Source organism: Microcoleus sp. Pol1C5 (assembly GCF_036701115.1).
In the GTDB taxonomy this organism is placed as follows: domain Bacteria; phylum Cyanobacteriota; class Cyanobacteriia; order Cyanobacteriales; family Microcoleaceae; genus Microcoleus.
In genome coordinates, this window is sequence record NZ_JAUBQE010000053.1 from 47,228 (window position 1) to 60,363 (window position 13,136).

Here is a 13,136-nt window from a genome sequence, read left to right on the forward strand (position 1 = left end):
CAACGGGGATCGGTTTCTTCCGGCACAACACCAATCCCACTTTGATCTCCAATTTTTTTAATTCCCCTTACCTTCCTAACAAATTATGACGGAACGAACCGACTTTTTCGATAAACTGTTAGCGGCTGTTGAAACCAATCAAAGTTTGCTGTATTTAGCCCTCGATCCCGACCCGGAAACCTTGCCCCCGCTGGTTTCCATGACAGGGGAGGAAACTCAAAGTTTTGTAACTGATTTGTTTGCAAAGCTAAAAAGTGCGATCGACCAAACAGCCGATTTAATCTGTGCCTGCAAAATCACCCTCGGTTTTTACCAATCTCTCGGTATTCCAGGTTGGGCATTGCTGCAAGAAATTTTAACAATTATTCCCCCTCACCTGCCAGTAATTTTAGATGCCAAACACTGCGATTTAAATACCAGCACAGTCTTTGCCAAAATTGTATTTCAAGACTGGCGAGTTGACGCTATTACCTTAAGTCCCTATGCCGGATTCGACCAAGTAGCGCCTTTTTTGTTATACGCCGGAAAAACTGTTTTTGTACTCTGTGCCACCGCCAACCCCTCAGCCGAGGCTGTGCAAGAATACCCGACGCCCGAAAATCCTTTGTACTTGCACTTAGTCCGACTCTCTCAAACTTGGGGAACTCCCGAAAAAGTCGGTTTAGAAGTAGGAGTAATGCCGGATATGTTGGCGCGCATCCGCCAAGCTGCTCCTGAACGCCTAATTTTAGTCGAAGGAGACATCGCCGAAGAAAATGACCTGACAGAAGAAAACGACCTCGCACAACTGCTGGCGGCCGGTTTAAGCAAGAATGGTGAAGGTTTATTGCTGCCAGTCCCCCCGATTTTATTAGCGGGGAAAGAGCCGCACCGAGAAATTGAGAAATTGCGGGATAATATTAATCAACAGAGGCTGCGCGCGATCGAAGGTAGTCCCACTTGCGAATTGTGGCTGCCCGATGTTTGCTTTTTACAACCGGAACCTCACCGCGATTTAATCTTGCAACTTTACGACATCGGCTGCGTAGTTTTTGGCGACCACGTACAAGCATCGGGCGCCGTATTTCCATATTACATCGACTTGCGGAAAATAATCTCAATTCCCCAGATTTTCCACCAAATTGTCAGCGCTTATGCAGACATTCTTAAAAACTTAAAATTCGATCGCATTGCGGGAATTCCCTACGGTTCTTTACCCACAGCAACCGGTTTAGCCTTGCGGATGGAACGCCCGATGATTTTCCCGCGCAAGGAGGTGAAAACTTACGGTGCCGGCAAATTAATCGAGGGGCATTTTCATCCAGGAGAAATGATTGTCGTAGTCGATGATATTTTGATTAGTGGCAAAAGCGTAATGGAAGGCGCGGCTAAGTTAAAATCTGCTGGCTTGAATGTGGAAGATATCGTGGTATTGATCGACCACGAACAGGGAGTCAAAGATAAGATGCAGGCCAACGGTTATCGCGCACATTCTGTGTTAGCGCTTTCGGAAATAGCTGAAGTTTTGTATCGAGCAAATCGCATTGATACCGAGCAATTCCATCTTTTGACAGCGGAACATTAAACCCCAATTCCTCTAGGGCAGACTTTTACCAACCATAATCGCCAAAAATTAATAATCTGAGGAACCCGCCCCCACTCAATGTACGTTTTTTCCCTGATATCGGAAGGTAGTGCATTTGGCTTTTGGGATTTTAAAATCCCAAAAGCCTTTCGATCCCAATTATTTGAACGGTACTCTTTGACAGACCAAGACAGTATCTACGATTTTATGTTTATATGCAATTAAACATAAAAAAAATCCCCCATTTGGGGGATTTCCTTCAAGGCTATTACATAGCCTTAGTCTCCGGCATCAGACACTTATCAGAATCGCAACCCGCCGGCCCCGAATCCATCATTTCACCTAAGTCATAGCGACTCAAAGCCGCGTGAAAAACATCAATTTCGCGGCGCGCTAAAGTTTCTTCCACCATCTTGGTGTAAGTTTCCTTGTTTATCGGTTCAAAGGGCAGACGCGGGAAAGTTTCAAGAGCATCAAACCGAGCTAAAAGCGCTGCGGAAATGTAGCCTTCATCATCGCGAATCGCTTCGTAAATCCGAGTACCCAAACTTTCTACTTCATTTTCGCGCAGTTCAATCGTGGCTGAAGTGTTATGTCGCACATAGAACTTTTGCACCTGCATATAAAAGTCCATTTGTGCCGCCGCTGAGAACTTGTTAATGTCAATTTCATCAGCACCGGGCAAGTCAGCCCAACTTACTGCAACAGGTATTTCTACCAGCCATTCCGTGCAGCGTTCATCGAAGGGATTGTTCAGCAAATTGCCGTTTTCATCCTTGTCAGATTGAGACGGAATCACATTGTATCCGTAGTCGATACAGGCGAGGGCTACGGGGTCGTTTTTGCCGAAAGTGATGCGGCGAATAAAACGCTGGGCTTTCGGCGGATGCCACCCAGGGGAAGCACCTGTCAGCAGAGATTTAGTACCCGATGGTTGAACCGTTGTGCAGCGATTTGGGCGTTTTAAGGAATGGCGATCGCAATAATCCCATACTACCCGATTCACAATCTCCCGCCAACCACTCAAATACTCTTCTTCCCGCTGTTTAAAAGCGATTCCTTGCGGAGTTTGCGGGCGGCCTTCCACCCACCAGCGCAGCCACTCAACGCCGAAAGCGTGAACGAAGAAATCGAACAATCCCGTGAAAGATACGCCGACAATCGGGTCTAGTTCGCGGCTGTATTGATAGCGCGGTTCAAGAAATTTGTGATTGAGAAGTACCGCGACAGATAGAGCCGCAGCCCTGAAAGCTTCCTCCTGTTCTTTGAAGTTGTAAGGATCAATTTGATTGAGGTGAACCTCCGCCAAATTACAGTGGAAATTAGAGCCGATGATTTCCATTTTTGTTACCCTAGAGGCTTTTTATCCTTTAGTTCTACAGATTCGATTTTCCCTGTAGATCGGCGTACTTTTTCATCTACTTTAGTTGTAAATGCCCCGCACTCTTGCCAGGATTATATTCTTCAATAAAGAAGGTTCACCCGGTACGCTCTACGGTGGTAAAGGATTTTTAATTCCCTTACTTACCTCGGAGTTAACATCTCAGTCTTCTCCGATTTTGCGAAGTTTTTTACGTGAGGCAAAATTACTTACCACACGGGTTTAAGCCCACGCGGACTAACCGATGCTCTAACTCCCCAGCAGTCATATTAGGATGGCGTTCCTGCAACCACTCTTTAGCTTTTCCTTCGTCGTAAGCTTTCAAAAACTCACTTCTAAGACTCGGTGTTGAAAGTAAATCAACGTTAGATCTAGCTACAGCTTCGCCGGCCCATTGAATCGCACCTTCGCCGCTGTAATACTGTTTGCGGACAGCATCTATACATTCTTCTAGTGTAGGTTTGGTATGGAAAACTCGCGTATGGTTGGCCATCCGAAGGGCATCGCGTTCTGGATCTATTCTCCAGTTGCCGCTTTCATCTTGTTGCCACAAATTGTTTTTAGCATTTGCCCCCAGTTCGTCATCAGAAGAAAACTGACGCATTCCGGCCGATCTTCTAATATTGCCAGCCACAATTGTCACCGCAGCTTCATCTATCAGAACGCAGCATTCAACTGAATTTAACTGCCGCCCTAAAGCTTTATTCAAAATAGCGGCGCAGCGCTGATAAAGGTCGGGCAATTTCACCGGATTTGCTACTCCGCCAAAACCTTTTAAAGGTTCTCCCACCGGGCGAACATCGCTCAAATCAATGAATAGTTGAACTTCTCCTGCAAATCTTTCATCTGTGGATAATTCCAGCAAAGTTTGATAGGAGTTTACCCAACCTTGGCGAGAATCTCCGACATAAATAGTTGCGGTTTTTTCGGCTATTTTTACTTCTGTTTCTTGACGGCGCAACTGGGCGGGTGTAGAGCCAATTTCGCCTTGCATGGTTAGGGTTAAACGGTTGCGAATCGGCGGCAGTTGGTTGATATATTGTGGTTCCAAGACTGCCCCAGTGCCGCAGCCCATCATTGCCAAATCCATCAACAAACCAAAGGAACGCCAGTCGAGAATATTTGTTGAGGAGCAATTATATGCACCGGAAAAATTCTCTGGTTGTTCGATCCATTTGCTGCCACCTACCCACAGCCAGCGGCCTGAAGCGAGGGTTTTGAGCTGGTTTTGCATCCGGTGCAGCAGTTGTGTTTCTTCGGGGGTGAGGTTTCCCAGCTTTTGCAACCCCTTGACTGTTCGATCGCACACTTGGGCCCAAGTCTCCCTTCCCGTCTCGGTACGGCGGCTGTAAGTCCTAAAAAATACTGGATTGGCTGCGGGTGCTGTTTCGGGGAAATCGGACGGGTTGCGTTTCTCGCTGGCACTCGATCGCTCTAATTCTCGAACCATAGGTTGTGTACTGACGTGTCGGAATAAATCAACAGACTACGAATATACAACAGGATTCAGATTTAGGGTGAAAGCTTGATAAATTTGACAATTTGCACTAAATATGGGGCTTCGGACTCGGGAAGGTCGATCGGGCGATCGCTACAGCCATTACACGGTGTAAGTTCCGTTTAAGGCGAGGCGATCGATAACGCTATTTTGAATCTCATCCGAGAATTCGGGAAACGGCTTTATCGCATGACTACTCTCTTTGCTTCCGCGCTTGAAAATGGAAATTATAATTCGAGAGTTAATCACTTATCACTTATCACTTATTAGACATCTTCCAAAAAGGCTGTGAAGAACAGGCTGGACGGCCTGTTCCACAATAATTATGGGAGATGTCTATTACTTATTATTACTTTATCAATCAACGTGTCCGGTTAGTATCAAGACTAATAGTGTAAAGCACCAAACGATCGGTGTGATTAATATTGATATCGGCACGATTAGAATCAAACCTGCAAATCTCGACCCAACCCTGGGTGTTTGCATAAACTGCACACCGAGTGCCGCTGCAATTAGAATGGCTACTACCCAACTCAAAATAGGTGTTATATTATCCCAATCACTTTCGATCATATTTCCGAAGATATTGGCTAATGGATTGGTTAAAAAAAGCCAAATTCGATCGAAGTCTGTTAAGCCCAGAGAATTTTCTATCCAGACATCGGCTTGATTGGGTTTGTGGGGCAAGTCATAAAAAGCGCCGCATTGAAACGATTGTCCGCTGTATCTAATATTACACTGCGGTACTACTTCCAACCATCCTTCCTTAAATTCAATCTCAAGCGATCGACCTTTCAGGTTCGTTCTACATCGATTGATGTTATTGGAGGCATCTTTCCAATCGCATGAAAAAGAATGTCCGGACACGATCGTAATTCGATGACCTTCACGGGCTAACCCATACCTAGACCCTTCGCCAATTCTCAATTCTGCAACTGATCCAGCTACAGAAATCGGCCCGCCCCAAAAAATGATGCCGATCGCAATAATCAGGCAATAAGCGGCGATCGCCAAGGGAGAGTGTGGCAACCTTTTTTTTAGATTCATGATTCGAGTTCAATTTTAAGGAAAATAACTTTAATGAGTTGTTAAAAACTCAATATTTGGCAACAGGGGGTCTTGAACAACCCCCACACCGTTAAATCCCCAACGTTCGAGCAGCTTTTTGACAGAAGAACCAGAAATCGATTCTACCCCGAATCGATCGGCAACCTCAGCAGCGTGGGCGTTGAGATAACTCAAAGCGTCATAGTCTTCGCGAAACATCAGCAGGTAACTAACTGCCGCATCGGGATTGGGATTGGCACAGAGATATTTGCCGTCACTGCGGGAACGGAGCAAGTAAAAAACTTGAGATAACATATTATCTTTGTTGTCAAAATAATATGTTACCTCAAGTTGGGAATTTTGAATTTGGAATTTTGAACTTGTACTCTCGCGTAGCCGAAGTATTTGGAATTGCCCAAACGATTTTAGATTGACAATTAGGACTAAGGCCAACTGTCACAGGACTATCGACTTGTAGCCAGTTGGCCTTAGTCCTGCAATTTGAGATTGTAGAAAAGCTGACTTGTTTTCAATTTTCCACCTAAAAACTAGATAATTGATGCCTAAAATCGCTGGGAATCTAGCAGTTAAATCAAAGTCAGTGCTAAGCCTTTAATCCCTCGCCCGTCACCAATTTGGCCGACGATCGAAGCTTGACCGGTCGTCAAATTGATATTGTACAGGCTGGAAACTCCGCCAACCTCGATCGCAGCCAAAGCCGTCTCGTTACCGTTAACACTCCTGATATCAAAGCCGAGAACAGTACCAGCATCAATTCCCAAAGATCCGATCGTATTCAACACTCCATTATTCGGCGGATCTTGGCGCACCAAAACGTCTAAATTGGTGTCAATTGCAAATAGTGTCGTCGAAGTGGCCCCGGCAAAGTTATTCACATACGCAGCAGCAGCACCAGCGCCGGGATTGCCAAAATTGCGATCGCCAGTCCGGTAAGCCAAATTCCCGTCGAGTTGAATTCCCCCCGTCAGGGTGTCAAAATCTACAAGTGCCCCAGTATCAGGGTTGAGACGGGCGTTTTGACCGGCTTGATTGACAAACCGAATTCGATCGACCGTCGGATTGAAATCAAAACCCGCAGCCCCCGGAGTAAGGGGAACAGCAAACTGCCCGCTACCGACTTGACTTGCAGCCCCAGTAACCGGATTGATCGCGTACAAGCGATTGCTAGAACTCACACCGTAAAGCAAACCGTTAGCGGGGCGAAAATCTATTCCCAGCAAACTTTCTCCCGGCTGCAACCCCGTAACTGCCACGTCGCTGAGAATCGCCCGCGGTCCCGCCTCGTTAAAACCGACAATTGTTTCAGCGCCATTTCTGACAGTTAAAGCGTAAGCTGTAGGCAAAGGCAAAGCCAAACCGTTAATCTGTCTCCCGTCGGCAATTTGACCGACAAAGGAAGCTTGACCACTACTTAAATTGATATTGTACAAGCCGGAAACGCCCCCAACTTCCAGCGCCGCCACTGCCACCTCGCGGCCGCCAATACTCCTGACATCAAAGCCGAGAACGCTAGTAGCATCAACTCCCAAAGATCCGATCGTATTCAACACTCCATTATTCGGCGGATCTTGGCGCACCAAAACATCCAAATCGCTGTCAATTGCAAACAGGGTTGTAGAAGTTGCGCCTGCAAAGTTATTCACATACGCAGCCCCAGCAGCAGCCGGAGAACTTCCAAAATTGCGATCGCCCGCAGCATAAGCCAAATTCCCGTCTAGTTGAATTCCCCCCGCCAGCGTGTCAAAATCCACAAGTGCCCCGGTATCCGGGTTGAGGCGGGCGTTTTGATCGGCTTGATTGACAAACCGAATTCGATCGACTGTCGGATTGAAATCAAAACCCGCAGCCCCCGGAGTTAGGGGAACAGCAAACTCCCCGTTACCGACTGGACTTGCTTCCCCAGTCATCGGATTGACAGTATACAAGCGATTGCTAGAACCCACACCGTAAAGCAAACCGTTAGCCGGCCGATAATCAATTCCCAGCAAACTTTCTCCCGCTTGCAATCCAGTCACGGGCAAATCTGAGATCACACTTCCCGGATTGGAAAGGCTAAAACCGACAATCCGATTAGCAGGAGTTAAAGCATAAGCCGTTGTCCGCGCTGGAGGCGGGGGATTGGGAACAACGCTGCTAATATTATTAGTGAAACTTGCCTGGTTAATCGCACTTTGTCTCACCCCTTGGAGGGTAGCGAGAAATTCTCCTGTTACGCGGTCTTGGATAACAGTATTGTTTCCAGCTTCGAGAATATTTAAGTCGCTAAAACTGAGACCTTCGCCCAAACCGATTAAATCTGTACCGGGTGTAAAATCGGCGATCGCGTCTGCATTTGCCAAACTAACACCGCCGCTGGTACGAACCGGATCTGCCTCAGCGTAGCGTCTCAAAACAAATAGGTCTGCCCCGTCTCCGCCTATCAGGACATCAGTATCTCGATCGCCAGACAAAACATCATTGCCGGAGTTTCCCGATATGGAATCGCTGCCTTTTCCGCCCACCAAAAAATCGTTACCGTCTCCGCCGTTAATAGTGTCGTTCTCTAAATCTCCAAAAAGCGAATCTTGACCTAAATTGCCCTCAATTAAATCGCTTTGTTTTCCTCCATAAATACTGTCATTACCAGAGTTTGCGGTAATGGTGTCATTGCCCATCAAACCAAAAATTAGGTCATTTTCGGGAGTTCCTGCAAGCAAGTCTGCTTGGGCGGTGCCTCTAATTTCTGCCATGCTCTAATCACCCTCTAAATTTGATACTTCTGTTGCCTAACGGTGGCGGTATTCTCAGTCAAAATATCACAAATTCGCACTTTGAGGATAGTTTTTCTTATCTTCGGCTGTAGGGGTGGGTTGCCATAAAAGTATTACACGCAGCTAAAATGATATATAAACCCGCCCCCGGATTCAAATAAACTCACTCCTAAATACAGATCACTTAGCCGTATTTTATAGTTGGGTGTGTAGCCAAGGGCGATCGCAGCTCAACTGCAAACAGGCAAGCTGAAATTTTTAGCGGTGCGAACCTATGAAATTTTGTACTGCTTTCATTAGTAATATACGCTGACTCTATAATTTTGGATCTGTCCAGTCAGAAATTATTTTTCAACTTTAATTTTAAAGCCTGCGAAGGGGGGCTTTGTGTGTGTGGCGGCGACCACCATCGCTCAATATAAAGTGGATTATAAATGCGGAATTGGCATAATAAGTTAGTTAAACAGTCGTTTTCAGACGACTTAAGCTTTCAGGCAGGGGTTTAAATCCCTGCCTGAATCGGAGTTTCACGTTTAATCCCTTCCCCAGCTTTTTCAAGCTTTCAGCAGTGCTTTAGAAGCTGATTGCCCTGCGAGTCTCAGTTGCGATCGTAATTTGAGATTCAACAACACCAAGACACTCCACTGACTCAGTATGGAGAGCAAAATTGTATTTCCTGACGCTGCCAGAGACGACGAAGACCAAAAGCCACCAAATGTTGAACACAACCACAACAGAGGAGCTTTTTCAGGGGTGAGCAAGAGCATAGATAAAATCAGAGGCGGCAACAAGATAGCGCCACCGACTGTGCAGGCAGCCCAAATTTCCTGATTTCGGGTTTGGGTAAATAGGAATAGTTGGGTGATGGCTGCGTAAATCAGGATAAGGTTCAGGCAGAAAATTACACCCCAAAATCCATTATTCTCACTTTTTTCCAACAGTGCCCAAGGTGTTAAAATTATTACTGAGCTGAGGAAATTAATCGCGATCGCAACTGCAGCCGGACTTTTATCGCTCCAAATTAAATCGAGTAGTGGGTAGCGCCGCCACAGCTTCTGATTGCTGGGAACGATTTGTTTCCGATACCTCGCCCAATCGTACAATGATTGTCTGTCAGATGTTAAAGCTGCAATTAAAGCTAAGAACATCACCAAATTCAAGATAAGTAAACAGATGAGATTAGCGTTGTCTGGGGTGTCTGATTGGAGTGCAAACCCTAAAAATATTACCTGACAGCAGATAACTAGCAAATAACTTTGCCGCTTGCTCAAAACTGTAGCACTGGGATTTGGAAAGCGGCGCTGCCATCCCTGCCACATCCAGTAGGTTCCGGTACCACAAACCAAGAGACACAAAGCAAGGCCACTCGCAATATTTGTACCCACTGGCGAGTAAAACCATTGCAACTTGTCTAAGTTTTCAATTAACGAATCGAAATCAGTTTTATCAACTACAAAAAGCTGATATCTCAGCATAGCAAGGGGAGACAAAAAATGTAACACATCCCAAGCAGCTCGCGTGAGCGGCAGCCAAGAAATCCCAAACACAACAAAAACCGTAGCGCTAGCCAACCAAGGTTGAAATCCTCCCAACCAACTGGTTGTCAATCCGAATAGCATCGCACCGCTGTAAAATAAAGCACAGCTAGCGGCAGCGGCTGTGTAGAAACATAAAATTTCATTCAGGGGTATTTGGGCTGCTAATCCAGCGTACAAATGCAGCGGTACTGTCAGAATTGCTGCTAGATAAAGTAAAATTGGGACGCCCAGAATTTTGCCGAGAAAAATTGTTTTGGCAGATTGGGGACTGAGGCGAATAAAGTTGAGGGTGCCGCGGCGTTCCTCTTTGTCTAAGTCGCTGACCAGCAGATAAGTCCCTGCTACTAATAAAGCTAACACGCTCAATATGCTCAGCAAAATGAATATCTCTAGCCACCAGTTGGGCCAGTCAATGGCAAAGTTGCCCAAGGCATCTCTGACGCACTGTTTCTCAGAGGACTTGGCAGTCTCTAAGCAAAATCTGTGATGGATGGGATAAGTGTAGTTGCCATTAGCAGGGGGAACGGGTATCTGGGCGCTGAAATACATCCACAGCAGCAGTTGAGCGCTTAGGGAAAGGGCAGAGGCGATCGCCATATTGCCAGTATTCAAGCGGCCTTTGATTTCTCGAAATAACTGGGGATTCCAGTTGCCTATTTTGTCTAGTAAGTGGAGTGTCATTGGTTATTGGTGATTTAGCAATGGGTGACGACTTAGTTATAACTCACTGTTTATTCGGGGAAACAGGAAAGGAGCAAATTAGGATGCTTGTTTGTGTCCCATCTTGAGGAAGATGGTTTCTAAGTCTTCTTGAGTGCAGTGGAATTCGGTTAGGGGAATGTTGGCGGCCACAAGTTCGCGTAATAAATTTGCGGCATCTTCCGGGCTTCCTGAAAAGTCAACGCACACCTGCTGAGTTTCCGGGATTATCTCCCAACTTTCTACCCAAGGAAAGTTTTTTAATTCCGATGTTAGCGCTTCTAATTTATTTCCTAAAACCGACAGGAAAATTTGCTGGCGGCTGAGGCGTTTGTAAAGTTCTTGTAAAGGTGCGCTTTCGACTAGATATCCGAGCTCCATGATGCCGACCCAGGTACAAAGTTCGGCTAAGTCGCTGAGGACGTGAGATGATATGACTACGGTCATGCCGGCTTCTTGCAAAACTTTGATAATTTCGCGGAACTGCATTCGGGCGATCGGATCTAAGCCAGAAACGGGTTCGTCTAGCAACAACAATAGCGGTTCGTGGATAATAGTTCTCCCCAAACTGAGGCGCTGTTTCATCCCCCGCGACAGGGTGGAAATTAAGCTGTTGCGCTTGTTGGTTAGTTGCACCAGTTCTAACACGGAGTTGATTCGCGATCGGCGGCGCGGTTGCTGGAGGTTGTAGAGTCGGGCAAAATAGTCTAAATAATCCCAAACAGTCAAGTCGTCGTAAAGGGGAAAGTCGTCGGGAAGAAAGCCGATGCGCTGTTTGAGAATTGGGTGCGATCGATCGCGCAATAACCTATCCCCGTTGATGTAAATTTCCCCGATAGTCGGTTCCTCAGCCGCCGCCAACATCCGCAGCAAAGTAGTTTTGCCGGCACCGTTGGGGCCGATGAGTCCGCATACTTCGCCTGCTGCTACTTGCAAATCGATGTCATTGACGGCTATATGGCGATCGAATTGTTTCGTGAGCCCGCGAGTTTCTATTGCTAGTTGTTTTGCCATGTTTGGAGGGTGAATGAAGTTTTATCTGTGCATTCCTGGCATGGAAATAGAAGTCTACAGCTAGCCTAGCCCGTTCTTCCAGGAATTGTCATCTCGTTTCTGAAATTAAAACAAAGACATTATCGATCGCTGAAATCCTTGCTAATATTAACTCTTCCTTCTTCCTTCTTCCCTCTTCCTTCTTCCTTCTGCTATATCAAGTCTGCACGGAAAATTCCTCTGGATCGATATCCCAATTTGCCCAGCGAATTGCCTCCCTAGCAGATGTCAGGTTAGGCGGCACTCTCAAAGCGTGAATGAATCCCGTACTCGGACAAGTCATTTTTAACAAACAAATCGGCTCGACATCGGCGTTATCTATTTGTAATAGTGCATATTTCTGCCAACTATCTATTTGTTCTGCTGACAACTCTTGACAAATGCGATCGTAACCAATTGCTTCAATTAACACTCGCCGAAGTTCGGCATTCTCTTCTGTTAAAAGCCATTGCGATTGCCATTGATTTGGGTGGACTTTGCCGTATTCTTCAGGCAATCTGACGCCGTGATAATAGTAAAAATTCCATCCATCCGCAAACTCGATCGCAAGTTCTGCTTCAGCGTGCAAGCGGTTTTGACTGTCAAAGCGAAGATGGCGGGGGCGATCGCACACCGCGCAAAACTTTTCAAAGGGAAATATCCAACCGCAATGCTCGAAAAGCAGCTTTTGGGAGCGAAGTATTTCTTGTGCCTTTTGGGAAACATTGACGCCTAATGAAGATATATACCATTCAGTCAAATAGATTTCCTTAAACAAAGTCGTGGGGGTTTCAGGATATTCCTGGCCCTCCAAATAATCGGGAAAAACATTCCCCATCGTTTGTTCCGATCGCACATAGCTGTCAGCCAATTCGTACATTAGCGAACTCAGTGTGCTGTCTGCTTCGGGCTCGATAGCCATGCAATCGAGCTCATACTCCCACACGCCCGGACTTGTAAAGTCTCTCACAATCGATTGGGACATCCATTTTCTGTCTAGCTTTTTCCCCAATCTATTGCTGTCCCATTCGTTTGACCAGTTTGGTGAACGATCGCGTTTCGGCAAGTTGAAGATTTGGAGATAAGCGTCGCGGGGACTGCTGCAAATAATAACTTCGGGTTCTTCTAAGCCAATAGCGGCATAGGCCACTTTGACTGCTGCTGTGGCTTTTTCACCATTAACTGGCTTAGTCGAGAGAGTAAGATGTTTCTGTGCGAGTTCGCCTAACACGCACAGAGCGGTAATTGGATTGGAGTCGAGAATCAGTTCTGTCAGATTGGTGAGCGATCGCAAGGCGCTGATGTCGGTAATTTGATTGTTGTCGAGATCCAGTGTGGTCAGATTGGTGAGCGAGCCGAGGAAGCTGATGTCGCTAATTTGATTGCTGCTGATATTGAGTGTTGTCAGATTGGTGAGCGAGCCGAGGAAGCTGATGTCGCTAATTTGATTGCTGCCGAGATCCAGTGTTGTCAGATTGGTGAGCGAGCCGAGGAAGCTGATGTCGCTAATTTGATTGCTGCCGAGATCCAGTGTTGTCAGATTGGTGAGCGAGCCGAGGAAGCTGATGTCGCTAATTTGATTGCTGCCGAGATCCAGTGTTGTCAG

Annotated in this window: 8 protein-coding genes and 2 pseudogenes; 1 reads left to right on the forward strand and 9 read right to left on the reverse strand. The window is 46.4% G+C overall.

The genetic code is table 11. From position 1 onward, the window contains the following. Window positions 1-85: 85 nt before the first annotated feature. Window positions 86-1,564, forward strand: a complete 1,479-nt coding sequence (locus tag QUA23_RS24880; protein WP_333074915.1) for a bifunctional orotidine-5'-phosphate decarboxylase/orotate phosphoribosyltransferase — start codon at window positions 86-88, stop codon at window positions 1,562-1,564. A 268-nt stretch (window positions 1,565-1,832) separates the two neighbouring features. On the opposite strand, the gene nrdJ (QUA23_RS24885) is transcribed toward QUA23_RS24880, so the two are convergent. The 9 genes and pseudogenes from nrdJ (QUA23_RS24885) to QUA23_RS31170 form a co-directional block, all read right to left on the reverse strand. Beyond that, entirely contained in the window at window positions 1,833-2,906 is a 1,074-nt protein-coding gene (gene nrdJ, locus QUA23_RS24885) for a ribonucleoside-triphosphate reductase, adenosylcobalamin-dependent (protein ID WP_333074916.1), read from the reverse strand. Between the two features lie 244 nt (window positions 2,907-3,150). Next, on the reverse strand, window positions 3,151-4,395 hold the full coding sequence (gene nrdJ, locus QUA23_RS24890; protein WP_333074917.1) for a ribonucleoside-triphosphate reductase, adenosylcobalamin-dependent: 1,245 nt from the start codon (window positions 4,393-4,395) through the stop codon (window positions 3,151-3,153). Window positions 4,396-4,800: 405 nt separating this feature from the next. Continuing rightward, on the reverse strand, window positions 4,801-5,490 hold the full coding sequence (locus QUA23_RS24895; RefSeq protein WP_333074918.1) for a hypothetical protein: 690 nt from the start codon (window positions 5,488-5,490) through the stop codon (window positions 4,801-4,803). 30 nt (window positions 5,491-5,520) lie between these two features. Then, complete coding sequence (locus QUA23_RS24900) at window positions 5,521-5,805, reverse strand: hypothetical protein (RefSeq protein WP_242716892.1); 285 nt, start codon at window positions 5,803-5,805, stop codon at window positions 5,521-5,523. A 272-nt stretch (window positions 5,806-6,077) separates the two neighbouring features. Further along, on the reverse strand, window positions 6,078-8,240 hold the full coding sequence (locus tag QUA23_RS24905; RefSeq protein WP_333074920.1) for a DUF4394 domain-containing protein: 2,163 nt from the start codon (window positions 8,238-8,240) through the stop codon (window positions 6,078-6,080). 575 nt (window positions 8,241-8,815) lie between these two features. Further along, the gene (locus QUA23_RS24910) at window positions 8,816-10,480 is read right to left on the reverse strand and encodes a hypothetical protein (RefSeq protein ID WP_333074921.1); all 1,665 of its coding nucleotides are present in this window, start codon (window positions 10,478-10,480) and stop codon (window positions 8,816-8,818) included. Between the two features lie 78 nt (window positions 10,481-10,558). Beyond that, complete coding sequence (locus QUA23_RS24915) at window positions 10,559-11,512, reverse strand: ABC transporter ATP-binding protein (RefSeq protein ID WP_333074922.1); 954 nt, start codon at window positions 11,510-11,512, stop codon at window positions 10,559-10,561. 196 nt (window positions 11,513-11,708) lie between these two features. Further along, window positions 11,709-12,284 (reverse strand): annotated as a pseudogene (locus QUA23_RS31165) (DUF6745 domain-containing protein); the annotation flags it as partial. A gap of 534 nt (window positions 12,285-12,818) precedes the next feature. Then, window positions 12,819-13,136: pseudogene (locus QUA23_RS31170) on the reverse strand (leucine-rich repeat domain-containing protein); the annotation flags it as partial.

Bases quoted from the DNA above. Each gene is read 5' to 3' on its own strand.
- QUA23_RS24900 (WP_242716892.1), bottom strand. From the start codon at position 5,805: ATGTTATCTCAAGTTTTTTACTTGCTCCGTTCCCGCAGTGACGGCAAA.
- QUA23_RS24915 (WP_333074922.1), bottom strand. From the start codon at position 11,512: ATGGCAAAACAACTAGCAATAGAAACTCGCGGGCTCACGAAACAATTC.
- nrdJ (WP_333074917.1), bottom strand. From the start codon at position 4,395: ATGGTTCGAGAATTAGAGCGATCGAGTGCCAGCGAGAAACGCAACCCG.
- QUA23_RS24880 (WP_333074915.1), top strand. From the start codon at position 86: ATGACGGAACGAACCGACTTTTTCGATAAACTGTTAGCGGCTGTTGAA.
- nrdJ (WP_333074916.1), bottom strand. From the start codon at position 2,906: ATGGAAATCATCGGCTCTAATTTCCACTGTAATTTGGCGGAGGTTCAC.
- QUA23_RS24910 (WP_333074921.1), bottom strand. From the start codon at position 10,480: ATGACACTCCACTTACTAGACAAAATAGGCAACTGGAATCCCCAGTTA.
- QUA23_RS24895 (WP_333074918.1), bottom strand. From the start codon at position 5,490: ATGAATCTAAAAAAAAGGTTGCCACACTCTCCCTTGGCGATCGCCGCT.
- QUA23_RS24905 (WP_333074920.1), bottom strand. From the start codon at position 8,240: ATGGCAGAAATTAGAGGCACCGCCCAAGCAGACTTGCTTGCAGGAACT.